Genomic DNA, 22,379 nt, shown 5'->3' on the forward strand with positions numbered 1-22,379 from the left:
CGCAGCCCAATGAAAAAAGACGCCCGAGGGCGTCTTTTTTCATGGCCGAAAGAAAAGGCCGGCCTTACTTGCGCAGCAGTGCCTTCAGCGCATTCTGCAGGCGGCGGGCGCTCGCGGCGTCGTGCGCGGCGGCCAGCACCTTGCCGGCATCCTGGCCCCAGGTCTGGGCCGGCGCCGGATCGCCGCGCTTCGTCAGCAGCTTGAGCTGCAGCGCACGGCGTGCGTCGAGCTGCTCGGCGGGCGTCGGCACTTCGGCTGCCATTTCGAGGCGCAACAGCGCTTCGGCGGCATCGCTGGCGGCAGCGGTCGGCGCGGAGCCGATGGCCTGCGACCAGCCGGTGCGCACCGCCGGCGTCACCGCGCGGCCCAGTTCCTGGACGCTCGGCAGACGCGCCGCATCGCGCTGCTCCCAGGCGCCGAGCACCTGCGTCAGGGCTTCGCCGTGCGCCTGGGCGGCAAGCTTGCGCAGCGCCATGTCGGCGCGCTCGAGCGCTTCGCGCTGGGCGCGGAAGGCCGCGTCGCCGAGGCGCGGGCCGCGATCTTCACGCGGCGGACGGTCGCCGAAGCGGCCGCCAGGGGCGCCGCGATCACCGCGGTCACCGGAACGCGGCGCGCCGCGGTCGCCGCCGGGGCGACCCGGGCCGCCCGCACCCGGCCGGCCGGCATCGCGCCGGTCGCCGAAGCGGCCGCCGGCACCGCGAGCGGCGGGTGCCGCCTCGGCCTTCTTGCTGCTCGGACGGTCGTCGCCGCGCATGGCCACCACCGGCTTGGGAGCGGGCTTCGGCGCGGCGGCAGGGGCTTGCGCAGCGGCGTCGGTGCGTGCCGATGCATCGGCGCCATCGGCGGGCGCCACCAGATCGGCCGAAGCACCGGGCGCCTCGGTGTGCGTGCCGGGCGAGGCTTCCGCGTCGCTCGGGCTGGGTGCCTGTTCGGCGCTCTCGCCGAATTCGGCGGCGGCCTGGCCCGGAGCCACGACCTCGGTCGCGCCGACCGACGGGCCGTCGCTCGCGGCGGCTGCCTGTTCGGCCTTCGGAGCCGGCGGGGGGGCTTCGCCACGCAGCGCCGCTTCCAGGCGGGCGATGGCGGCGCGGATCTTCTGCACGTCGCCGCCGGCGTTGGCGGCATCGAGCGCCTTCGAGGCGTCGAGCACATGGCGGTCGTGCTCGCTCATGGCGGCCGACGCCTTTTCGCGCTCGGCCGTCTTGCGGTTGAAAGCCTCGTCGATCGGTGCGCGGAAAGCGTCCCACAGCTTCTGTTCGTGGCGGCGGTCGAGCGGCACGCTCTGCGCCTCGGCCTGCCAGCGCTGCTGCAGCGCCTTGACGGCGTCGATGCGCAGCATCGGCTGGGCGCCGAGTTCGGTCGCCTCGGCGATCATGGCCTGGCGGCGCTCGACGCTCGCCTTCTGCGCGGTCTCGAACGGTGCGCGGGCGGCGCCGAAGGCTTCGTTCCACTGCGGCTGCAGCTCGGCGAACACCTTCTCGCCCACATGGCCGGCATCGCGCCAGCGATCGGCGAACTGGTGCAGCGCGCGGTTGTGGGCCTTCAGATCGGTGGCGCCGGCGTGTTCCGCCGCCCAGGCCTTGACCTCTTCGATCAGCGCCACGCGATGGGCGCGGTGCTCGGCGGCGTCGGCGCGAACCTTCTCCAGCCAGGCCTCGACCACCTTGTGGGCCTCGTTGCAGGCTTCGTCGAAGCGCTTCCACAGCGCGTGGTTCGGCACGCCGCCCTGGTCGGCCTGCTTCCACTGGTCGCGCAGGGCGCGCAGCGTTTCCTGCATCTTGCGGCCGCCGAGGGCCTGGCCTTCGGGACGCTTGAGCAGGCCTTCGGCCTTGGCGACGAGGTCTTCGCGGACCTTGTCGGCGCTCCAGCGCTGCCAGCCTTCGAGTTCGCCGGCGGCCACGAGCGCGGCATGCACGCGGGCTTCGAGCGGCGCCTCGACCAGCTTTCCGTGTTCCTTGAGCACGGCGCGCAGCGCGGCTGCGGCGCCGGCGCTGGCCTTGCCGTGGCCTTCGGCGGTTTCCTGCTCGAGCTTGGCGAGCGCGGCCTGCACCGCGTCTTGGGCGGCGGCGCGCACGGCCGGATCGACCTTGGGCGCGGCAGGGCGTGCGGGAGCGGCCACCTTGGGAGCAAGGACTTCGCCGCGCGCGGCGCGCAGCTCGTCGGCCCACACGGGCACCGGCGGCAGCGGCGCCGCTGCGTCGGCGGAGGCGGCAATGGCCAGGGCCAACGCGCTATGGAAGGAATCGGACACCACCAGCAGCTGCGACTTCGACGACTCGAGCTGCGGCGCGAACTTGGCGTCCAGGCTGGTCCAGTTGGCGTCGCCGGTGATTTCGGTCGCCTGCTGCTGCCAGTGGGCCACGTCGGCGCGCAGCGATTCCTCGGCGGCCTGGGCGTCCTGCCAGCCCTTGGTCGACAGCACTTCGAAGCGCTGGGCCAGCAGCACGGCGGCTTCGCGGTGGACCTGCGCGCGGTGCTGCAGGTCTTCGATGCCCTTGACGCGCTCCGCCAGCTTGAGCTTCAGGCCGGCCAGCGGTTCGCGCGACAGCGGTGCGCCAGCCTTGGCGGCGTCACGCTGCCACGCCAGCGCGTCCGCGATGTTGAGCTTGGACTGTGCAAGCAGCGCCTCGGCCTTCTGCGCCCATTCGGCGGCGATGGCCTCCTGGCCCTTGGCGCGCTTGAGTTCGTCGAGTTTTTCGCGCAGCAGGCGTGCGGCGCCCTTGTCACGTCCGCTCAGCTCCTTGAAGACTTCCTGCATCTGCTCGGGCGCGGGGTTGCCAGCGAGCCAGTCGCGGATGCGCGCGGCGCGCTCGCCGGAAGTCGGCGCGGTGAAGGCGCCGCCGGTCAGCGTGTCGAGGGCCTGAATGTCGTGTGGCTTGGAAGAAGTAGAGGTCACTGCGCGAAATCGTTGTCTTAGTAGAGAAAGCGAAGGCGCCGGCAAAGGCCGGCGCACATCGACATTTTCACCCACTTGCGGCCGGCCGCCGAATTCCGTCCTGGAAACGTGGCGAGCCCGGGGTTGCTGGCTGGGAGATTGACGGACTACATATATAGCAAGCCGTGGAGAAAAACCAAGTCCCGAAGCGGTTGCGCCGCGTTACTTCATAGTGAGGCTGAGCTCGGCGCCCGGCTTCCAGTCGGCGCCGCTGGCGGTGGTGCGCACCGCGCCCAGGAACAGGCGCTCGCTCGGCACGCTCTTCGCAAGCAGGTAGTCGCGCACGGCCGCGCCGCGCTCGACGGCCAGCTGCCGCATCGATTCCTCGTCGACCGGCACGCTCGCGAACAGCAGGTTTTCCATGTCCTTGAGCGGCAGGTCCTTGGCAAGGCCGACGAGATTGCGCGGCTTCGTGATGTCCGCGCGCTTGTAGACGGCGGTCAGCAGCTCGGGGTACTCGGCATCGGTGACGGGCGGCACGTCGGTGCCGGCCTGGCCGCCGCGCACCGCGACGCGGCGCTTCTCCGCCAGGGTCAGCTGGCGCACGCGCTGGCGCTGGTAGGCGTCGCGCTCCTTTTCGAGGCTGGCGGTGCCCGCGACCGTCATCTGCAGCGTGGGCCGGTCGGTCAGGGCCTTCGCGACCTTGTCCAGACTTTCCTTGGCGGCGGCGCTCAGGTCCGAGCTGCCGGCATCGAAGGTGATGGCGCTCGACTCGCCGCTGCCGCCGCCCAGGCCACCGGTCAGCAAACTGAACGGCGCGGTCACGGCCTTGACGATCAGGTTGACCACCGCCTTCCAGATCAGCGGGCCGACGCTGAACTGCGGGTCGTTGAGCGAGCCGCTCAGCGGCAGGTCGACGTCGATCACGCCGTTGCGGTCGGCCAGCAGGGCCACCGCCAGCTTCACGGGCAGGCTGGCGGGTGCGCCCGCCACTTCGTCGCCGAACTGCAGCTGGTTGAGCACCAGCTTGTTGGTGGCCGTGAGCTGGCCGTCGGCCGCCACCTTGTAGTTGACGTCCATGCTCATCTTGCCGCGCTCGATGCCGTGGCCGGCGTAGCGCACCGAGTACGGCGACAGCGGCGCGAGGTCGAGGTCGCGCATCTTGGCGGTGATGTCGAGTTCGAGCGGCTTGACCAGCGGATTGAGCTTGCCGGTGATTTCCAGTGCCGCGGTCTGCTGCGCCTTGCCGCGCAGTTCGAGGTCGGCCAGCGCGGGCCGTCCGCCCTCGCCCTTCGGCGGATTGGACGAGAACGAACTGAGCTTGCCGGTCAGCTCGCTGAGGTCGGCCGAGTAGTTGGGCTTGACGAACAGGTCGGTGAAGTCGATCTTGCCGTTCACCAGGCTCATCGGGCCGAAGTTGATGACCGGCGCCAGGCCCGTATCGGCCGCTGCCGACGCTGCCGGCGCCGCGGCGATTGCCGCCGGCTTGGCGGGTTCGGGCGCGCCGCCGACCATTTCCTCGGCCGATACCGAGCGACCTGCGGGCTTCTGCGCCGCCGCCCGGGCCGCCGTTGTGGTGGTCGTTCCGCCCGGCCCCTTGCGGGTGCTGGCCTCGCCGGCCGCGGCGGCCGCGGCGTTGGCTTCCGCCTCGCCCTTCTTGGTAAGGCTCAGCAGGTTCAGCCGACCAGTCGGGTCGACGATCACGCGGGCGAAGAAGTCCGTCAGCGTGGTCTCGCGCACATCGACCGCCGGGGCCGTGTTTGGCGCCATGCTGACTTGCAGGCCGCGCAGGCTCAGCGTCTTCCAGCTCAGCAACTGGTTGTTGTTGCGGTCGAAGCCCGGCGACTGCGTGAGAGAAATGCTGTTGGCCCGGAAGTCGTCGAGCGCGGTATCGCCGGCCAGCTTGATGCTCATGCCGGCAGGCGTGGCCGCGTAGCGCACGGTGCCGCGATAGCTCGCGAAAGCGCGGCGGATGTCGACGTTGAGCGCGTCGGCGTAGTAGGCCTTGAAGGCATGCGCCGGGAACGACGCCACCTCGAGCCGCCCCTCGGCCGCCAGCGGCTTGAGCACGACGTTGCCCCTGTAGTCGAAGCGCCCCGGCTCGGAGCGCCCGGAGCCGATGCGGCCCGACACTTCCAGCGGCGAAGTGCCGTTCGTTTCGGGGGCGAGCTTCTGGGCGAGCAGCCTGAACGCGGTGACTTCGATCGTCACCGGGGTCGCGGAAGCCTTGTCCGAATAAGAGAGCGCCCCGTTGTCGACGGCCAGCTTGCCGATGGTCAGCGCCCAGGGCTTGGTGTTGGCGCCGGGCTGCGGCGCCTCGGCGGCGGCGGGCTTCGGCGCCGCCACCTTGGCTTCGGCTTCCTTGGCGCCGTCGCCGGCCGGCGTCTTGAGCCAGCGCTCGAACATCCAGCGCTTCTCGTTGTCGCGCTCGATGCGCACCTTGGGGTTGGTGGCTGTGAACGAAGCCACGTTCAGCGTGTGGTTCGTCATGTCGGCCTCGGCGTCGACCAGCTCGAAGCGCCCGACGCTGGCCAGCGCGGTCTTGGCCTGGGTCAGCGCGAGCCCGTCCGCGGCCAGGCGGCGAGCCTTGAACTTGAGGTTGGGCTGGGCCCAGGCGATGTCGATCTGGCCGCTGAGCTTGCCGTCGAGCGTGGGCTCCAGGCTCTGCGCCAGATAAGGCGCGGCCAGCGACAGCGGCAGCGCATCGACCTCGGTTTCCACGTTGGCCACCTTGTCGGTGGCGCTGCCCTTGAACTTGAGCGAGGCGCCGGCAATGGCGGTGCTGCCGTTGAACTGGGCCGGCTTGTCCATGGGCCAGGTGACGCCGGTGACATCGAAGCCGAGTTCGGTCACGTCGATGGCCGCGGCGGGTTTGACGGTTTCGTCGCGCCAGCCGATGCGGCCACCGCTCAGCGCGACCTTGTCGACCTGCACCTTCAGCACCGGCTTCTCGGCCGGCTGGCCGGCTGGCGGGTTCGCGGGCGCCGCCGGAAGGGGCGCGGCCTTTTCGGTCGCGCCGGTGGCGGGGTCGGTGGCCAGCAGGTTGAGTTGGCCGGCGGCGTCGCGCGCCACCGCCAGCTGCGGATTGACCAGCGCGATCTCGCTCAGGTGGAACACCGACTCCAGCGGCCGCACGTCGTCCAGCGCGAGCTTGAGCGACTCGAAGGCCAGCAGGTCGCGCCCGCGAGCGTCGGCCACCTTGGTGGTGTGCGCCTCGACGGTGCCGGTGATCTTCAGTCCGTTGGTGGCGCCGTGTTCGAAGCCGATCTTCAGGTCGGCGTCGAGGCTGCCCGCCTGCAGGCGCACCGGAAGTCCGCCCGGGATGTAGCCGAGGTACGGCACCAGGTCGAGCCCCTTGAACTGCACGTGCGCGTCCGTCTTGCGGCTGTCGGCGAAGGGGGTGGTGAGAGCGGCGGAGTCGAACTTGCTGCCGTTGAGCACGAAGGCGAGCTTGGGCTCTGTATTGATGTCGCGCTTCGAATCGAGGTTGCTCAGGAAAGGCACCTTGAGCACGAAGTCGCGCAGCTCATGCTTGCGCTTGACGGTCTGGTCGTCGAAGTCGACCGAGCCGCCATTGATCGCTATGTTGTAGACCGCGAAGCGCGCAGGCTTGGCCTTCGGGTCGGCGGGCGGGCCGGCCGACAGTCTGGCAAGGATGTCGTCGATGTCGTACTTGCCGTCGGCCTGGTGCGTGAGCAGGACGGCCGGCGCGTCGATGGCCACGGCGTCGATCACCGGTGCGAGGCGGAAGATGGATTGCAGCTCGGCATCGGCATAGATGCGCTGGACGGCCAACTGCGACCTGCTGCCATCGGCGGTGGCTATGCGCAGATCGTTCAACGTGAGCTCCAGCGTCCAGGGCTTGAAGTCGACCTTGCCGACGGTCACTTGCCGGCCGAGCTTCTCGCTTGCGATCTTCTGGAGCTGGCTCTTGGCGATCGGCGGCACCGCCAGCCAAGCGATGACCCAGAAGGCCAACAACGACAGCAACGCGACGATCCCACGCCGCACCCATTTGTTCTGTTTGATCGAAGCTACGTCCATCGCCGGAGTGTGCCGCAAAGACGCTTCAACTCCCCATGAGCGCAGCAACCGCAGCCGCGCTTCGGAAGAAATACCGCAAACACCGGAGAAGCTGCTGGGCAGCGCGCAGAAAAAGAAAGCCCGATGGCTCGACGAACGTCTTGCCACCGGGCTTGATGGCGGGCGCTAGACCCATGCCATCGTTTCGCGCGACCGGAAGTCAATGGTTCCCGCCGTGCTGGCAGCAAGAGATTGCCACCGTGGATCCTCGGTCGTTCGAGCCCTCGACTTACACCTCAGGCTGCCTGACCTCGGAAAAATGCCTGAAAACCTCAGGCCCGTTCAGATTAGGCGCCGCACCCTTGCTTTGCAAATGCAATTTACAAAGGGATTTCACCTAAGACAAAACACCTCGAAACCATGAACTTTTTAAACAACTATTAGCATAAAGATGCAATTCCTTATGCTTGACCAGGTATTAACCCACGCTAGAATCCGGCCTGCCCTGACTGCCTGACGCAGAAGGGCCTCCCTGAATCCGCTGCCGAATCCCAACCGGCTTGATCAGGTCGCCGCGCTCCCAACCCACCTCCACTCCATGCGCGGAGCCTGATTCGTACCAATCCAAGCGCCGCTGCCTTCATCCATCGCCCTCACCGGCTTTGCGTATCAGGTGCCGCACAGAAAGGAAGAGCGATGAACAAGGCGTTCGATGCCACAGCCCGCGGGCTAAGGACCTTCGTGTCCGATGTGGCAGACGGCTTTTTTGAAATCACCCACAACGGGTTTGCACTGGTCGGCCTGGCCATCGTGTTCGCGGCCCTCGCCCTCGTGGCGCGGCCCGACCTGCGCAAGACCGGCGAGGAGCAACTGATGGGCTGGCTGCAGTCGCGCAAGCCCGCGCCTGAAGCCACCGACCTCGAGCCGACCGCCATCGAGCGTACCACCGCCGCGAGCCCCAGCGACCTGCCCAAGCAGCAGGCCGCCGTGGCTTACTGGCTGAGCAAGAAGTACAGCGTGGCGCCCGAGCCGCTGAGCGTGCTCGTCGCCGAGGCCTACAACATCGGCAAGCGCACCAAGCTCGACCCGACGTTGATCCTGGCCATCATGGCCGTGGAATCCAGTTTCAATCCCTTTGCCCAGAGCCACGTCGGCGCCCAGGGCCTGATGCAGGTCATGACCCGCGTGCATGGCGACAAGTATGAAAGCGCGGGCGGCACGCTCACCGCCTTCGACCCCGTGACCAACATGCGCGTCGGGGTCAAGGTGCTGCAGGAATGCATCGCCCGCGCCGGATCGCTCGAAGGCGGCCTGCGCTATTACGTGGGCGCGGCCAATCTCGAAGACGACGGCGGCTACGCCGGCAAGGTGATGGCCGAGCACGAGCGTCTGCTGCAGGTTGCCAGCGGCCGCGCGCCGTCGGTGCTGCCGCCCCGCACGACCGTGCGCGCGCAGCCGATTCCGGTCGTGACGCCCGCACCCGCGCCGGTCAAGGCCGATGAAGGCTCCGAACCCGCCAAGGTCGCCCTGCTTTCCGGCGTTTCCTGAAGCTGTCCTGGCCGGGTGTGAGCTACACTCGGCCTCGTACGCGACTGGCGATAGGCGCAGCACCCGAAAAAGGTGCCCCGCGCTGACGTGGAATACCACTGGGAAGCGTACCGCCTGGCCACAACAGGCGTTCAGCCGTTCGCCTGGGCAGCCCTTGTTTGGTTGAAGAACAAGGACCTCGTCTTCAAAGGACTGCCATGTACCAACGCAATATCCTGGTCGAACAGACCGATCCCGAAATCTGGGCCGCCATTCAAGCCGAAAACGCGCGCCAGGAACACCACATCGAGCTGATCGCCAGCGAGAACTACGCCTCGCCGGCCGTCATGGCCGCCCAGGGCTCGCAGCTCACCAACAAGTACGCCGAAGGCTACCCGGGCAAGCGCTACTACGGCGGCTGCGAGCACGTCGACGTGGCCGAGCAGCTGGCCATCGACCGCGTCAAGCAGATCTTCGGCGCCGACGCCGCCAACGTGCAGCCGCATTGCGGCGCTTCTGCCAACGAAGCCGTGATGCTCGCCTTCCTGAAGCCCGGCGACACCATCATGGGCATGAGCCTGGCCGAAGGCGGCCACCTGACCCACGGCATGCCGCTGAACATGAGCGGCAAGTGGTTCAACGTGGTGAGCTACGGCCTCGACGCCAACGAAGCCATCGACTACGACGCGATGGAACGCAAGGCGCACGAGCACATGCCCAAGCTGATCATCGCGGGCGCTTCGGCCTACTCGCTGCGCATCGACTTCGAGCGCTTCGCCAAGGTGGCCAAGGACGTCGGCGCGATCTTCATGGTCGACATCGCCCACTACGCCGGCCTCGTGGCCGCGGGCGTGTACCCCAACCCGGTGCCGCACGCCGACATCGTCACCTCCACCACCCACAAGAGCCTGCGCGGCCCGCGCGGCGGCATCATCCTGATGAAGTCGCAGCACGAGAAAGCCATCAACAGCGCGATCTTCCCCGGCCTGCAAGGCGGCCCGCTGATGCACGTGATCGCCGCCAAGGCCGTCGCGTTCAAGGAAGCCATGTCGCCCGAGTTCAAGGCCTACCAGCAACAGGTGGTCAAGAACGCCCAGATCGTGGCCGACACCCTCACCGAGCGCGGCCTGCGCATCGTGAGCGGCCGCACCGAAAGCCACGTGATGCTGGTCGACCTGCGCGCCAAGGGCATCACCGGCAAGGAAGCCGAAGCCGTGCTGGGCAGCGCCCACATGACGATCAACAAGAACGCGATCCCCAACGACCCGGAAAAGCCGATGGTCACCAGCGGCGTGCGCATCGGCACCCCCGCCATGACCACCCGCGGCTTCAAGGACGAAGAGGCCCGCATCACCGCGAACCTGGTCGCCGACGTGCTCGAGAACCCGCGCGACGCGGCGAACATCGATGCCGTGCGCGCCAAGGTGCATGCGCTGACGAGCCGTTTCCCTGTCTACCGCTAAGCCGCAAATCCTGACCGCATGAAATGCCCTTTTTGCGGTCATCTTGAAACGCAGGTCGTCGAGACCCGCGTTTCGGAAGACGCCGACTTCGTCCGCAGGCGCCGCCAGTGCAGCGCCTGCGACAAGCGCTTCACCACCTACGAGCGGCCCGACGTCAACTTCCCGGTCGTCGTCAAGAAGGACGGCAGCCGCGCCGACTTCGATTCGTCGAAGGTGCGCGCCTCGATGATGCTGGCCCTGCGCAAGCGCCCGGTGAGCATCGAGCAGATCGACAACGCCCTGCTTCGCATCGAACAGAAGCTGCTGGCCAGCGGCCTGCGCGAAATCGACTCGACCAAGGTGGGCGAGCTCGTGATGCGCGAACTCAAGAAGCTCGACAAGGTCGCCTACGTGCGCTTTGCATCGGTGTACCGCAGCTTCGAGGACGTGGACGAATTCAGGCAGTTGCTGCGCGACATCTGAGCCGCGACGGCAACCGCCGCAGCACTCTCACAGGCACCTCAACGGTTCCAGCAAAGCTGCACCAGCGCACTCGATGCGTCGGTGCTGTTGCCGGCCAGCTTGACGCCCTGCTGGTTGACCGTGAGCGTTCCGCACTCGTCGTTGCGCGAAGCCCTCACAGGGACGGCTTGCAAGATGTAGCTGGTGTCGTTTCTTGAGACAAAGCTGATGGCATAGTTCGCCGTGCCGGACGGTGGCGACTGCCCCAGTCCTGCCGGCAGCGCGACGGTCGGCGGGGGGTAGCGTCCATTGGCGGTCATGTAGCGCTCGGTCCACTGTGCCGCCTGCAACAGCTGTTGCTTGGCATCGGCGCGCTTGGCCCGCAGCACGTAGCGCGTGTAGCTGGGGTAGGCAATGGCGGCGAGGATGCCGATCACCGCCGTTACGATCATCAGCTCGATCAACGTGAAGCCGCGCGAGCGGATCTGCTTGCGGCGCGGCGGCTTGGAATAGCTGTTCATGGTTTGCCTCGGCTGCGCCGTCAGTTCGACGGCGACATCAGATTGCGCCAGCCGAAGCGGCGCACGATGTCAGGCCGTATCGGTGCCTTGCACTCGCCGGCCGCATTGCAGATCACGTCCTTGCCCTTCTCCCGGCCCTGCGGCTCGAAGACGATGTCGTCCTTGCCCGAGTTGTTGCGGAAACCGAGATAGCTGGTCGTGGCGGTGGTGGCTGTGCCGTAGGCAATGCCGTCGGGTGCGGAGCCGTCGAAGAAGTCGACCACCATCGACCATCCTTCGTCGTTGGTGCCCGCCGTGCAATCGAGCGCATTGCTACCCGAACCGGGAACGGTGCTCGAGAACAGGCCGGCGCTGCTGTTCAATGCATCGCCCGGGTAGAGGATGCGCTCCTTGGCGGCCGGCAGCTGAAAGTACCAGCCACGCTTGGCACGGGAGCCGCTGTAGTTCACGCTGTTGTTCGAGACGGTGCGGAACTCGCCACCGTCCGTCTCGACAGTGGCGCCGCCGACGGTCTGCGCCACCAGATCGGTCAGCACGGCCGTGCCGGTCGTGCCGTTGGCCCCGTCCCGGATGCCGTAGAGATACTGGTTGGCGGTATTACTGTCGTCACCGACGGCGAACAACCTTCCCGTGCCGAACACCACCATGTAGCCGCCGCGCGGATGGCCGGCGACCACCGGCGCCGCGGTGATCGGCTGCGTGGCGCCAGCTGCGAACAGCGGCACATTGTCGAGGCTCGAGGCAGTGGCTGCGGAGCCCAGGGTCGCTTTCCACTTGCTGCTGTCGCGGTCGCTCAGGTCGAAGCGCCACATGTTGCCCAGCAGGTCGCCCGCATAGGCGAGGTCGACCTTGCCGTCGCCGTCACGGTCGATCACCCGCGGAGCCGACAGTCCGTTGCCGGTGCCCGCGCCCTGCGTGACTGGCGCCGGGATCTTGAGGATCGACTTGTCGCCGTCGAGATACTGGATCCACAGCATCGCCTTCTCGCTCGTGCTGTTGTAGCCGTTGCCCAGGATCACGGCCTTGCGGCCGTTGTTCAGCGGGGCCATCTGCAGTGCGCGCCTGGAGAAGGAGTCGAGCGCGGGTTGCTGGAACTGATGGCCCAGGTCGTCGTCGGAAAGCGCGGTCGTGTCGATGAGTGCCGTTTCGCGGGCCATGGTCTCGTCGATGTCCTGGGGCTTGGTGACGTCGAGCACGAAGTAGCCCTTGCCGCCCGCCCCCAGCGTGCCCACGAGGAAAGACTTCCATGCAGCCACTTTCTCGGCATCGGTGGTCGAGGCGGTGGCGGTCGCACCCATGTAAATGTCAGCCACGAAGGGGCTGCCGTCGACGTAGTACCTGTGCGAATAACTGCCTTCGCTGAGCCGCTTGAGCTTTGGCGCGGCCGCCGTGCCGTAGAGCCCTTCGGGCACATAGGCGAACGCTTCCTGTCCAGAGCCCGCGTCGAAGGCGTGCAGCATGCCGTCATTGGCGCCCACGTAGACCATCGGCGTGCGGGCGATCGAGGCAAATTTGGCATAGGCATCGCTGGTGAAACCGCTGTTGGGCTTTCCCGCGTACCAGACGCCGGAGCCCACGATGTCGCCGAGCACATGGCCGCGTTTGCGCAGTTGCAGGCCAGCGCCCTCATTGCTGCGGTCTCCGCGCAGGAAGTCGAGCACGGCCCGCCCGAGCGCGGTGTCTTTGTCATCGGTGCCGGTGGTTCCCTTGAGCGCGGCTTTTTGCGCGTCGCTCAGGTTGGCCCAGCGGAACGGAATTCCGGTGCCCCTTGTCGCAGGGCTGGTCGCCGTTGCAGCAGCGGTGCCCGAGAAGCTGAGCACCTTGCGATTGCTGCCGTGCGCGCCCGCCGCCGCCATGCGGGTGTCGAGCAGGTCGCGTGCGGACCATTGGGCCGCGCTCGCCAGCCGGCCGTCGGCGCCGAACCTGGTGGCGGTGAGCGTGCCCGACCAGTTGGCCGTGTCATAGCCCGCCCTGTAGACCGCCGTGCCGGTCGAAACCCTGGAGGCGCTGGCCGAGATGGAGGCCGCCGTGATCGGCCGATCGGCCAAGCCGGCGTAGCTCCCGCTGCAGCCAGGCCTCGGCGCCGGTGCCAGCGGGTACTGCGCAGCGTAGCCGACGCCCTGCGCCAGCATCAGGCCGGACACTGCGGCAGCCCTCAAGAACCATTTGATCTTCATGCCTCGCCCTGCCACGCTGTTCAATTCATCCTGGCGGCGACCGGATCAGGATCGAAGGCCATCTGCAATTCGACCTGCGTGCCACCCGCAGTGCTCGCGCTGCGAGTGCCCGTGGCGACCGCAGTGATCCGGTACAAGGGATATTTGCCGTTCTTGCGGTCGATGACCTCGATCCAGTACTTCGCATTGCGCAGCGCCGGATTGCCGGCGTGGGGTGCCCCGGTGAATTGCCCATATGACGCGTGCTCTCTCGCATACGGATTGCGGCTCCAGAACCGGTAGGCCTCGCTCCCGGACGCCGCCGCGACCGAATCGGGCGCGGCGAAGTAGCAGATACCTTGCTCGCAGCTGTTGGCGCCGTCGTTCATGTAGACGGTCACCCAACCGGTGTCGCGGTCGGGAAAGACGCGGCCGTCTTCGGCCCTGCGGCAGGGCGACTTCGGGAGTCCGGCGCAGGCAACGTAGGTCTCGGTCGAGTCGGCATAGGCCAGCTGCCGGATGTCTCGCTCCGCGTCGAGCAGCGCCGCCTCGGCAGCCTCGAAGGCCCGCTGATGCTCGCGCTGGTTGCCCGCCACCGACTCGAGCAACAGGGCGGTCCGCGCACCGGCCAGCGCCAGCAGGGCCGAGAGCAGCAGCATGGTCAGCACGATGAAAAGCGAAAACCCGTGCTGCGCCGCGGGCGTGCGACGGTCGACGAGGTGCCTCATGGCGCCTCCAGGTTGTTGCGCAGTGCGAAGACAGCCGTGTAGACGCGTCGCAGCTTGCCGTCACGGGTGGTTTTCGCCGCGCCGTCGCAGTCTGTGTAGTCACCGCCCGGATTGCTACTCGAGTTGCCCGCAAGTTGCAGGCAGACCCGTACCGTGCGGACCCGGTTGAAATTCTCGACGCCGGCTGCCGTCACGTAGCGCGCCACTGCTTCGTTTCCCGCGCCGGCGCTCACGCCGTACATCACATCGAAGCGCTCGACGCCGTCGATGAGCGGCTGCGGTGCGGCATTGCCGCTGCCCCGACATCTCAGCGTCCCATTCTCGACAGCGAACTCGCTGGTGATCAAACGCACGTTTTCCGGGTCGGCGGGATGGGCCGCATCGTAGGGCTCGCCCGCCGCGCTCTTGGCGCGCTGACCCAGGCAGTCCTTGAAGTAGTCGGGGCTCGGCGCGTAGCCGACCTTCAGCGTGTCGTTCCCCGAACCGCTCTTCGACTCCTCTCCCTTGATGGCGAAGAACGCCGGTTCGTTCTTGAGAAGGGTGTCCTTGTCCGGGTTGACGTTGAAGTAATACAGCGGCTGCGTGGCGTCGAGAGGCGTGTAGCCGGCCTGCCGTATCTGCTGGCCCAACATCCTGAACGCCAACGCAGAGGACTGGTTGAGCACATGCACGTCGTCACCCGCCATGGCTGCGGTGCGGGTGCCGAGCATGCTCGCAACGGCGGCCAGCACCACCACCGAGCCGATGACCAGTGCGACGAGAAACTCGACCAGCGTGAAACCGGCATGCCGCGCGCAAGGGAAGAACGCCTTTCCGTTCATGGCTGCGGCGCCGCTACGACGAGTTCGATACACGCCTTGCGCTCCGGACAGTTCCACTCCGGGTCCGGCGCGATCGGGTTGGCGACGGCAGGCTCGTCCCAGGCAATATGCACGAACAGCAAACCGCCGGCCGTTGCCTTGCTCTGTATGTCGGCCAGTCCACCCGGTAGCGCGTCCGCCGCCGCGCGCTTCCAGCGCCACAGATCGTCGGCCGCGAGCTGGGTGGCGCTGCAATGGGCGCCGGCCCCGACGCATGAAGGCTCGGGACCCGTTGGGTCCGCTCGCGACCAGTCGGTCACGTAGGGGCTGTCCGCTACTGCGCCTGGAAAGCGGTTGGCACGTATCCGGTCGGCGATGTCGCCGGCCAGTCGCACCACGATGCTCCGGTTGCTGGCGCCTGCGCTTTCGGAAAGCACGCGCAACTGGAAGCCGGCCAGCACGAGCAGGCCGAACGAAAGCACGACAACGGCCACCATGACCTCGATCATCGAAAAGCCCGCTTGCCTCAAGCCCTGCCCATGCGGCTTGCGAGTCGGAGCGCTCAGCACTTGTCGCGCCCCTTGGCCACTCGAAGGCGCCCGGCACGCGAAACGCACAACATCACGGCGCGGGACGACCCGGCCTTTCCTGTCGGGTAGAGGCGGAAGCTGTCACCGCCGTCGGAGTCACCCATGGCGTCGAACGACATGACGCCGGGCACGGTTTTCCTCACCTCGACCCGCGCATCGGGCTCCTGGCGCCTGAGGGTTTCCACGGCGTCGCCGCTTCCAACCAGGGTGTCCCAGCCACAACTCCAGCCTTTGTCGACGCACCCTGGACGCGCCCGGATAGTCACGGTCTTTCCGCGCCGGGCCGCCTCGAAGCGCGCGTGGCCCACGCTCGCCGTCAAGGCCGAGGCCATGCCCTCGACGCGATACTTTTCAACCAGGCTGACGAAACTTGGCAGCGCCACTGCCAGCAAGATGATCACCAAAGCAATTGCAACCATCATTTCGACGAGGGTGAAGCCCCGTCGCCTACCGGTATGGCGCGCATGCGCCCGCGAGGACGCGCAAAATACGTTGTTCATGTTGTACGTTCCGCCGCGTCGCATTCCAGTGCCCCGGCGGATAGCTCCCTGACTCTTCGATATTCGGAAAATTCTATTTTTCAATTCCCGCCGACGCGCCAATTCGATGACGGACGGTCAAGAAAAATGGACAAATGGCTACCCGTTTTCAATTGCCTCGAAAATTCAATACTCAGGCAATTCAAGTTAAAAGAAATGACAAATCAAACCGCGAATTTCATGATTCAGGCGCTGAATCTCGCGCGCCAGGCCGGCCCCGAGACCGATCCCAATCCCCGCGTCGGCTGCGTGCTGGTCGCCGCGAACGGCGACGTGATCGGCCAGGGCCACACCCAGCAGGTCGGCGGCCCGCATGCCGAAGTCATGGCGTTGCGCGATGCTGCGGCGCGGGGCAATTCCGCCGTTGGCGCGACTGCCTGGGTCACGCTGGAGCCCTGCGCCCACCATGGCCGCACCGGCCCTTGCTGCGACGCGCTGATCGCGGCGGGCGTGAGCCGCGTCGTCGCGGCCCTCACCGACCCCAACCCGCTGGTCGCCGGGCAGGGCTTCGAGCGGCTGCGCGCCGCGGGCGTCGAGGTCGAAATCGGGCCGGGTGCGCAGGAGGCCAGGGAACTCAACATCGGCTTCCTGAGCCGCATGGTCCGCAAGACCCCGTGGGTACGGATGAAAGTGGCCGCGTCGCTCGACGGCAAGACCGGTCTCGAGAACGGCGTGAGCCAGTGGATCACCTCGGAAGCCGCCCGCGCCGACGGCCACGCCTGGCGGGCCCGCGCCAGCGCGGTGCTGACCGGCGTCGGAACCGTGCTCGAGGACAACCCGCGCCTGGACGTGCGCCTGGTCCGGACCCCGCGCCAGCCGCATCTGGTCGTGGTGGACAGCCGGCTGCAGACGCCGCCCGACGCGAACATATTCATCGAAGGCCGCGCCGTCTGGATCTACGCGGCCAGCCGCGACGACGAGAAAGCCAGGGCGCTGGAGGCAAGGGGCGCCACCGTCACCTGCCTGCCCGATGCCAATGGCAAGGTCGACCTGGGCGCCATGCTGGAAGACCTGGCGGCGCGCCGCGTGAACGAATTGCACGTCGAATCGGGCCACAAGCTCAACGGCTCGCTGCTGCGCGAAGGCTGTGTCGACGAATTGCTGGTCTACCTGGCGCCCAAGCTGATCGGCAGCGGCCTGGACATCGCGAGCCACCTGCATTCGGACGGTCCGCTGACCTCGCTGGCGGGCGCCATGCCCCTCGAATTCAAGTCCGTCGACATGCTCGGGCCCGATCTGCGCATCGTGGCCCGGATCGCCGGAAGGGACGCCTTCTAGCCTCCGGCGCACGAGCGGCCGCCGCCGGGCCGCCCCAAGGCGGACCGCGCCTCCCCCCGGGGGGGTGGCGAATTACATGGCGCAAAGCGCCATGAAGAGCCGGGGGGCTCACGATGTCTGCGAAAATGCCGGGATGTTCACCGGAATCATCACCGGCGTGGGGCGCATCGCCGCCATCCACGACCTCGGCACCTCCTCCTCCTACGGCAAAAGACTCAGCATCGAGGCGCCCGACGGCTACCTCGACGACGTCGGGCTGGGCGACAGCATCGCGCTCAACGGCGCCTGCATGACCGTCACCACCCTCGTCCCCGAAAAACGGCAGTTCACCATCGACATTTCGGCCGAGTCGCTCGACAAGACGGCCGGCCTGACCGACGAAGGCAGCCGCATCAATCTCGAGAAGGCCCTGCGCGCCAGCGACCGCCTCGGCGGCCACATCGTGTCGGGCCACGTGGACGGCATCGGCAGCGTGAGCTTCTTCGAGCCGGTCGGCGAAAGCTGGGAGCTGCGCGTGGTCGCGCCGCCGGCGCTGGCCCGCTTCCTGGCCTACAAGGGCTCGATCACCATCAACGGCGTGAGCCTCACCGTCAACAAGGTGGCCGACATCGAAGGCGGCGCCGAGGTCAGCATCAACCTGATCCCGCACACCGTCGACAACACCTCCCTCGGCGGCCTGAAGGCCGGCTCGAAGGTCAACCTAGAAATCGATACCGTGGCGCGCTACGTGGAGCGCATGCTCCAGGCCGGCGTGCTGGTGCCCCCGTCTTCCACGTATTCCAAGGACACAGCCGAATGAACGCCTCCGTCACGCCGATCGGCGCCCCCCGCGCCGCGCGCGCCCCAGCCCCGATCTCGCCGGTAGAGGACATCGTGGCCGACCTCGCCGCCGGCCGCATGGTGATCCTGGTGGACGAGGAAGACCGCGAGAACGAAGGCGACATCGTCATCGCCGCCGACCACGTCACGCCCGAAGCCATCAACTTCATGGCCCGCCATGCGCGCGGCCTGATCTGCCTGACGCTCTCGCGCGAGATGTGCGAACGGCTGCAGCTGCCGCCGATGGTCCAGCGCAACGGCGCCAAGCATTCGACCGCGTTCACCGTGTCCATCGAGGCCGCCGAAGGCGTGACCACCGGCATCTCGGCCGCCGACCGCGCGCGCACCGTGCAGGCCGCCGTCGCGCCCAACGCCGTGGCCGCCGACCTGGTGCAGCCCGGCCACATCTTCCCGCTGCAGGCGGTGGACGGCGGCGTGCTCATGCGCGCCGGCCACACCGAGGCCGGCTGCGACCTGGCCGCAATGGCCGGCTGCTCGCCCGCCTCGGTGATCTGCGAGGTGATGAACGAGGACGGCACCATGGCCCGCCTGCCCGACCTGCAGATCTTCGCGGCCGAGCACAACATGAAGATCGGCACCATCGCCGCGCTGATCGAGCATCGCAGCCGCGTCGAGTCGCTGGTCGAGAAAGTCGGCTGCCGCGAGATCCAGACCAACTGGGGCGCCTTCACCGCCCACGCCTTCATCGACAAGCCCAGCCGCGGCGTGCACCTGGCGCTGGTGCGCGGCAAGTGGGCACCCGAAGACACGGTGTCGGTGCGCGTGCACGAGCCGCTGTCGGTGCTCGACGCGCTCGAAATCAACCGCTCGCTGCACTCGTGGAGCCTGGACGCCAGCCTCTCGCACATCGCGAACGAGGGCAAGGGCGTGGCCGTGCTGCTGAACTGCGGCGAAACCGCCGGCGAGCTGCTGGCCCAGTTCGACGGCACGGCGCGCCCCGCGCAAGCCCCCGAGCGCGGCCGCATGGACCTGCGCAGCTACGGCATCGGTGCGCAGATCCTGCGCGAATGCGGCGTGCACAAGATGAACCTGCTGGGCACGCCGCGTCGCATGCCGAGCATGGCGGCGGGCTACGGCCTCGAGATTGCCGGCTACCTCACGAAAGACTGACCAGACCATGCAAGGCGCAAATAAAGGCGAGAACACGCCACTCAACGGAAAAGGCCTGCGCATCGGCATCGTGCAGGCGCGCTTCAACGCCGACATCACCGACGCGCTGGCCTCGGCCTGCCTCTCGGAACTCGAGGCGCTGGGCGTGGCCGCCAACGACATCCACCACCTGCAGGTGCCCGGTGCGCTCGAAGTGCCGGTGGCGCTGCAGGCGCTCGCCGAGCGCGGCGGCTACCACGCGCTGGTGGCGCTGGGCTGCATCATCCGCGGCGAGACCTACCACTTCGAGCTGGTGGCCAACGAATCGGGCGCCAGCGTGAGCCGCGTCGCGCTCGACTACCGACTTCCCATCGCCAACGCGATCCTCACCACCGAAAACCTCGAGCAAGCCGTTGCCCGGCAGACCGACAAGGGCCGCGACGCGGCCCGCGTGGCGGTCGAGATGGCGCAACTGCTGGCCACCCTTTCATGACCGAAGACACCTCCAAGCCCCTCAAGCCCGCGAAGCCCGCCGATGGCGCCAAGCCGCGCCAGTCGCGCGTCGGCCTCACGAGCACCGGCGCGCGCAAGGCTTCGGCCAAGTCGAACCGCAGCCGCGCACGCGAGTTCGCGCTGCAGGCGCTCTACCAGCACCTTGTGGGCCGCAACGACCCGACCGACATCGACCACTTCACGCGCGACCTCGCCGGCTTCCACAAGGCCGACGCCCTGCACTACGACGCGCTGCTGCACGGCTCGATCGAAGGCGCGGAGCAGCTCGACGCGCTGATCCGCCCGCTGCTGGACCGCAAGTTCGAGGAAATCTCGCCCATCGAGCACGCCGTGATGTGGATCGGCGTGTACGAGTTCCAGAACTGCCTCGACGTGCCGTGGCGCGTGGTGCTCAACGAGTGCATCGAGCTGGCCAAGGAATTCGGCGGCACCGATGGCCACAAGTACGTGAACGCGGTGTTGAACGGCCTGGCACCGCAGCTGCGCCCACTTGAGGTGGAAGCCGATCGCGCCTCGGGGAAAGCCAAGGCATGAGGAGTGCCGCCCGGCCGCCCGAAGGCGCTCGCCCCCTCGCTTGCGAGGGGGTAGGCGAAGGCGTGCAACGCCGCAGCCTGGGGGTGCGATGAGAATTTCTACGCGCGCGCAGCGCATCGAGCCCTTCTATGTGATGGAAGTGGCGAAAGCCGCCGGCGTGCTGGCGCGCGAAGTCGCCCACACCGACCGGCCGATGATCTTCCTGAACATCGGCGAACCCGACTTCACCGCCCCGCCACTGGTGCAGGAAGCCGCCGCCCGCGCGGTGCGCGCCGGCGCCACGCAGTACACGCAGGCCACCGGGCTGGACCATCTGCGCGAACGCATCAGCGCCTGGTATCGCCAGCGCTTCAACGTCGACGTGCCGGCCCGGCGCATCGTCGTCACCGCCGGCGCGTCGGCAGCGCTGCAGCTGGCCTGCCTGGCGCTGATCGAGTCGGGCGACGAAATCCTGATGCCCGATCCGAGCTACCCGTGCAACCGCCACTTCGTGAGCGCCGCGGACGGCAAGGCCGTGCTGGTGCCGACCACGGCCGAGGAGCGCTTCCAGCTCACCGCCGCCAAGGTCGAGGCCGCCTGGACCGACAAGACGCGCGGCGTGCTGCTTGCCTCGCCGTCCAACCCGACCGGCACCTCGATTGCGCCCGACGAACTGCGCCGCATCCACGAAGTGGTATCGACGCGCGGCGGCATCACGCTGATCGACGAGATCTACCTCGGCCTGTCCTATGACGACGCCTTCGGCCAGACGGCGCTGGCCATCGACGACAACGTCATCAGCATCAACAGCTTCAGCAAGTACTTCAACATGACCGGCTGGCGCCTGGGCTGGCTGGTGGTGCCCGAAGTGCTGGTGCCGGTGGTCGAGCGCCTGGCGCAGAACCTCTTCATCTGCGCGAGCACGGTGTCGCAGTACGCCGCGCTCGCCTGCTTCGAGGACGCGAGCATCGCCGAGTACGAACGCCGCCGCGCCGAATTCAAGGCCCGCCGCGACTGGTTCATTCCGCAACTGAACGCCCTGGGCCTGAACGTGCCCGTGATGCCCGACGGCGCCTTCTACGCCTGGGCCGACTGCACCGGCTTCGCCGGGAAGCTGGGCATTTCGGGCAGCTGGGACTTCGCCTTCGAAACCATGAAGCGCGCGCACGTGGCCGTGACGCCGGGCCGCGACTTCGGCACGGCCGAGACCGGCAAGTTCATCCGCTTTTCCACCGCCAGCTCGATGGCGCACCTGCAGGAATCCATCGAGCGCCTGCGGCTCATGGCCGAGACCGCGGCCTCATGAGCTACGCGTTCGCGATCCGCGTCTACTGGGAAGACACCGACGCCGGCGGCATCGTCTTCTATGCCAACTACCTGAAGTTCATGGAGCGCGGCCGCACCGAATGGCTGCGCTCGCTGGGCGTCGAGCAGCGCAAGCTGCGCGAGGAAACCGGCGGCCAGTTCGTGGTGAGCGAAACGCAGCTCAAATATCATCGCCCGTCCCGGCTCGACGACGAACTCCTGGTTACAGCCGATCTTCAACAACTCGGCACCGCGTCGTTGATAATCGGTCAGCGCGTGCTATCAAAAACAGAGCAAGAGCGTACAGGTGCCGCGGCACCCGTCTTGCTGTGCGAAGGCACGATCCGCATCGGCTGGGTGGACGCAGCCACCTTGCGTCCAGCGCGCATACCGAAACAAGTCACGGGAACCCTCGAGCGCTACAGCGGCTCCATGACTCAACCTATCAAGCCATGAACCAAGATCTTTCAATCATCAATCTCCTGCTCCATGCGAGCTTCGTGGTTCAACTGGTCGTGCTGCTGCTGGTGATCGTCTCGATCGCCAGCTGGGCCGCGATCATCCGCAAGTACTTTGCGCTGCGCCGCATGCGTGCGCTCAACGACGACTTCGAGCGCGAGTTCTGGTCGGGCACCAGCCTCAACGAGCTTTTCGCCTCCGCCGCGCAGAACGCCAAGTTCGCCGGCCCCATGGAGCGCATCTTCGCCTCGGGCATGCGCGAGTACCAGAAGCTGCGCGAGCGCCACGTGAGCGACCCCGCCACCCTGCTCGACGGCGCCCGCCGCGCAATGCGCGCGAGCTTCCAGCGCGAACTGGACGCGGCCGAGCAGAACCTCTCGTTCCTGGCCACCGTGGGTTCGGTCTCTCCCTACGTCGGCCTGTTCGGCACGGTCTGGGGGATCATGCATGCCTTCACCGGCCTGGCCGCCCTCACCCAAGTGACGCTGGCCACCGTGGCCCCCGGCATCGCCGAAGCGCTGGTGGCCACCGCCATCGGCCTGTTCGCCGCCATCCCGGCCGTGGTGGGCTACAACCGCTTCGCCCGCGAGATCGACAAGATCGCCATCGCCCTCGAAACCTACATCGAGGAGTTCTCCAACATCCTGCAGCGCAACCTGTCGGCCAACCCGGCCGCCGGCGGCGCTGCATCGTCGGTGGCTCCGGCCAACCGCTGAGCG

General features: G+C 67.6%; 20 protein-coding genes and 1 riboswitch. Of the genes, 12 read left to right on the forward strand and 8 right to left on the reverse strand.

Features of this window, described 5'->3' with window-relative positions; translation table 11 throughout:
• Positions 1 to 64 precede the first annotated feature (64 nt).
• Complete coding sequence (locus QRN67_RS11185; protein ID WP_285411808.1) at positions 65 to 2,896, reverse strand: DUF349 domain-containing protein; 2,832 nt, start codon at positions 2,894 to 2,896, stop codon at positions 65 to 67.
• A gap of 201 nt (positions 2,897 to 3,097) precedes the next feature.
• Complete coding sequence (locus QRN67_RS11190; RefSeq protein WP_285411810.1) at positions 3,098 to 6,919, reverse strand: DUF748 domain-containing protein; 3,822 nt, start codon at positions 6,917 to 6,919, stop codon at positions 3,098 to 3,100.
• Here QRN67_RS11190 and QRN67_RS11195 point away from each other — a divergent pair.
• From QRN67_RS11195 to nrdR, 4 genes are all read left to right on the forward strand, one after another.
• Positions 6,837 to 7,088 carry a hypothetical protein gene (locus tag QRN67_RS11195; protein WP_285411868.1) on the forward strand — a complete coding sequence of 84 codons (252 nt, stop codon included), beginning with the start codon at positions 6,837 to 6,839 and terminating at the stop codon, positions 7,086 to 7,088. The two genes, QRN67_RS11190 and QRN67_RS11195, sit on opposite strands and share 83 nt — an antisense overlap.
• A 506-nt stretch (positions 7,089 to 7,594) precedes the next feature.
• Positions 7,595 to 8,446 (forward strand): lytic transglycosylase domain-containing protein, encoded by an 852-nt coding sequence (locus tag QRN67_RS11200; protein WP_081271168.1) that lies wholly within the window; start codon positions 7,595 to 7,597, stop codon positions 8,444 to 8,446.
• Between the two features lie 30 nt (positions 8,447 to 8,476).
• Positions 8,477 to 8,602, forward strand: a riboswitch (ZMP/ZTP riboswitch).
• A 41-nt stretch (positions 8,603 to 8,643) separates the two neighbouring features.
• Positions 8,644 to 9,888: a serine hydroxymethyltransferase gene (gene glyA, locus QRN67_RS11205; RefSeq protein ID WP_081271167.1), complete on the forward strand. Its 1,245-nt coding sequence runs from the start codon at positions 8,644 to 8,646 to the stop codon at positions 9,886 to 9,888.
• Between the two features lie 18 nt (positions 9,889 to 9,906).
• Positions 9,907 to 10,350 (forward strand): transcriptional regulator NrdR, encoded by a 444-nt coding sequence (nrdR, locus tag QRN67_RS11210; protein ID WP_106934830.1) that lies wholly within the window; start codon positions 9,907 to 9,909, stop codon positions 10,348 to 10,350.
• 38 nt (positions 10,351 to 10,388) lie between these two features.
• Here nrdR and QRN67_RS11215 read toward each other — a convergent pair whose 3' ends face one another.
• Genes QRN67_RS11215 through QRN67_RS11240 form a run of 6 tightly spaced genes read right to left on the reverse strand, consistent with a single transcriptional unit; the run spans position 10,389 to position 15,624 of the window.
• Positions 10,389 to 10,850: a type IV pilin protein gene (locus QRN67_RS11215; RefSeq protein WP_285411812.1), complete on the reverse strand. Its 462-nt coding sequence runs from the start codon at positions 10,848 to 10,850 to the stop codon at positions 10,389 to 10,391.
• 20 nt (positions 10,851 to 10,870) lie between these two features.
• Positions 10,871 to 13,027 (reverse strand): pilus assembly protein, encoded by a 2,157-nt coding sequence (locus tag QRN67_RS11220; protein WP_285411813.1) that lies wholly within the window; start codon positions 13,025 to 13,027, stop codon positions 10,871 to 10,873.
• A gap of 20 nt (positions 13,028 to 13,047) precedes the next feature.
• Positions 13,048 to 13,734 carry a PilX N-terminal domain-containing pilus assembly protein gene (locus tag QRN67_RS11225; RefSeq protein WP_285411814.1) on the reverse strand — a complete coding sequence of 229 codons (687 nt, stop codon included), beginning with the start codon at positions 13,732 to 13,734 and terminating at the stop codon, positions 13,048 to 13,050.
• Positions 13,731 to 14,555: a PilW family protein gene (locus QRN67_RS11230; RefSeq protein WP_285411815.1), complete on the reverse strand. Its 825-nt coding sequence runs from the start codon at positions 14,553 to 14,555 to the stop codon at positions 13,731 to 13,733. Before QRN67_RS11230 ends, QRN67_RS11225 begins: the two co-directional genes overlap by 4 nt.
• Positions 14,552 to 15,151, reverse strand: a complete 600-nt coding sequence (pilV, locus tag QRN67_RS11235; protein ID WP_503010891.1) for a type IV pilus modification protein PilV — start codon at positions 15,149 to 15,151, stop codon at positions 14,552 to 14,554. Before pilV ends, QRN67_RS11230 begins: the two co-directional genes overlap by 4 nt.
• Entirely contained in the window at positions 15,097 to 15,624 is a 528-nt protein-coding gene (locus tag QRN67_RS11240) for a GspH/FimT family pseudopilin (RefSeq protein ID WP_285411819.1), read from the reverse strand. Before QRN67_RS11240 ends, pilV begins: the two co-directional genes overlap by 55 nt.
• Positions 15,625 to 15,819: 195 nt before the next feature.
• Here QRN67_RS11240 and ribD point away from each other — a divergent pair, with 195 nt between their 5' ends.
• The 8 genes from ribD (at position 15,820) to tolQ (ending at position 22,376) form a co-directional block, all read left to right on the forward strand.
• Positions 15,820 to 16,941 (forward strand): bifunctional diaminohydroxyphosphoribosylaminopyrimidine deaminase/5-amino-6-(5-phosphoribosylamino)uracil reductase RibD, encoded by a 1,122-nt coding sequence (gene ribD / locus QRN67_RS11245; protein WP_285411821.1) that lies wholly within the window; start codon positions 15,820 to 15,822, stop codon positions 16,939 to 16,941.
• A 133-nt stretch (positions 16,942 to 17,074) separates the two neighbouring features.
• Complete coding sequence (locus tag QRN67_RS11250) at positions 17,075 to 17,740, forward strand: riboflavin synthase (RefSeq protein ID WP_081271159.1); 666 nt, start codon at positions 17,075 to 17,077, stop codon at positions 17,738 to 17,740.
• Positions 17,737 to 18,891 carry a bifunctional 3,4-dihydroxy-2-butanone-4-phosphate synthase/GTP cyclohydrolase II gene (gene ribBA, locus QRN67_RS11255; protein ID WP_285411822.1) on the forward strand — a complete coding sequence of 385 codons (1,155 nt, stop codon included), beginning with the start codon at positions 17,737 to 17,739 and terminating at the stop codon, positions 18,889 to 18,891. Before QRN67_RS11250 ends, ribBA begins: the two co-directional genes overlap by 4 nt.
• Before the next feature lie 7 nt (positions 18,892 to 18,898).
• The gene (gene ribH / locus QRN67_RS11260) at positions 18,899 to 19,363 is read left to right on the forward strand and encodes a 6,7-dimethyl-8-ribityllumazine synthase (RefSeq protein WP_081271157.1); all 465 of its coding nucleotides are present in this window, start codon (positions 18,899 to 18,901) and stop codon (positions 19,361 to 19,363) included.
• On the forward strand, positions 19,360 to 19,917 hold the full coding sequence (gene nusB / locus QRN67_RS11265) for a transcription antitermination factor NusB (RefSeq protein WP_081271156.1): 558 nt from the start codon (positions 19,360 to 19,362) through the stop codon (positions 19,915 to 19,917). Before ribH ends, nusB begins: the two co-directional genes overlap by 4 nt.
• A gap of 88 nt (positions 19,918 to 20,005) precedes the next feature.
• Positions 20,006 to 21,202 carry a pyridoxal phosphate-dependent aminotransferase gene (locus tag QRN67_RS11270; protein WP_285411823.1) on the forward strand — a complete coding sequence of 399 codons (1,197 nt, stop codon included), beginning with the start codon at positions 20,006 to 20,008 and terminating at the stop codon, positions 21,200 to 21,202.
• Positions 21,199 to 21,657 carry a YbgC/FadM family acyl-CoA thioesterase gene (locus QRN67_RS11275; protein ID WP_106934838.1) on the forward strand — a complete coding sequence of 153 codons (459 nt, stop codon included), beginning with the start codon at positions 21,199 to 21,201 and terminating at the stop codon, positions 21,655 to 21,657. The genes QRN67_RS11270 and QRN67_RS11275 overlap by 4 nt, the downstream gene beginning before the upstream one ends.
• Positions 21,654 to 22,376: a protein TolQ gene (tolQ, locus tag QRN67_RS11280; RefSeq protein ID WP_081271153.1), complete on the forward strand. Its 723-nt coding sequence runs from the start codon at positions 21,654 to 21,656 to the stop codon at positions 22,374 to 22,376. Before QRN67_RS11275 ends, tolQ begins: the two co-directional genes overlap by 4 nt.
• Positions 22,377 to 22,379: the final 3 nt, after the last annotated feature.

The sequence above is a fragment of the Variovorax sp. efr-133-TYG-130 genome (assembly GCF_030208835.1).
Taxonomy (GTDB): Bacteria; Pseudomonadota; Gammaproteobacteria; order Burkholderiales; family Burkholderiaceae_C; genus Variovorax.

Bases quoted from the DNA above. Each gene is read 5' to 3' on its own strand.
- QRN67_RS11220 (WP_285411813.1), bottom strand. From the start codon at position 13,027: ATGAAGATCAAATGGTTCTTGAGGGCTGCCGCAGTGTCCGGCCTGATG.
- QRN67_RS11240 (WP_285411819.1), bottom strand. From the start codon at position 15,624: ATGAACAACGTATTTTGCGCGTCCTCGCGGGCGCATGCGCGCCATACC.
- ribH (WP_081271157.1), top strand. From the start codon at position 18,899: ATGCAAGGCGCAAATAAAGGCGAGAACACGCCACTCAACGGAAAAGGC.
- glyA (WP_081271167.1), top strand. From the start codon at position 8,644: ATGTACCAACGCAATATCCTGGTCGAACAGACCGATCCCGAAATCTGG.
- QRN67_RS11200 (WP_081271168.1), top strand. From the start codon at position 7,595: ATGAACAAGGCGTTCGATGCCACAGCCCGCGGGCTAAGGACCTTCGTG.
- QRN67_RS11190 (WP_285411810.1), bottom strand. From the start codon at position 6,919: ATGGACGTAGCTTCGATCAAACAGAACAAATGGGTGCGGCGTGGGATC.
- QRN67_RS11275 (WP_106934838.1), top strand. From the start codon at position 21,199: ATGAGCTACGCGTTCGCGATCCGCGTCTACTGGGAAGACACCGACGCC.
- QRN67_RS11270 (WP_285411823.1), top strand. From the start codon at position 20,006: ATGAGAATTTCTACGCGCGCGCAGCGCATCGAGCCCTTCTATGTGATG.
- ribBA (WP_285411822.1), top strand. From the start codon at position 17,737: ATGAACGCCTCCGTCACGCCGATCGGCGCCCCCCGCGCCGCGCGCGCC.
- QRN67_RS11215 (WP_285411812.1), bottom strand. From the start codon at position 10,850: ATGAACAGCTATTCCAAGCCGCCGCGCCGCAAGCAGATCCGCTCGCGC.
- QRN67_RS11225 (WP_285411814.1), bottom strand. From the start codon at position 13,734: ATGAGGCACCTCGTCGACCGTCGCACGCCCGCGGCGCAGCACGGGTTT.
- tolQ (WP_081271153.1), top strand. From the start codon at position 21,654: ATGAACCAAGATCTTTCAATCATCAATCTCCTGCTCCATGCGAGCTTC.
- ribD (WP_285411821.1), top strand. From the start codon at position 15,820: ATGACAAATCAAACCGCGAATTTCATGATTCAGGCGCTGAATCTCGCG.
- nusB (WP_081271156.1), top strand. From the start codon at position 19,360: ATGACCGAAGACACCTCCAAGCCCCTCAAGCCCGCGAAGCCCGCCGAT.
- QRN67_RS11230 (WP_285411815.1), bottom strand. From the start codon at position 14,555: ATGAACGGAAAGGCGTTCTTCCCTTGCGCGCGGCATGCCGGTTTCACG.
- QRN67_RS11250 (WP_081271159.1), top strand. From the start codon at position 17,075: ATGTTCACCGGAATCATCACCGGCGTGGGGCGCATCGCCGCCATCCAC.
- nrdR (WP_106934830.1), top strand. From the start codon at position 9,907: ATGAAATGCCCTTTTTGCGGTCATCTTGAAACGCAGGTCGTCGAGACC.
- QRN67_RS11195 (WP_285411868.1), top strand. From the start codon at position 6,837: ATGACCCAGAAGGCCAACAACGACAGCAACGCGACGATCCCACGCCGC.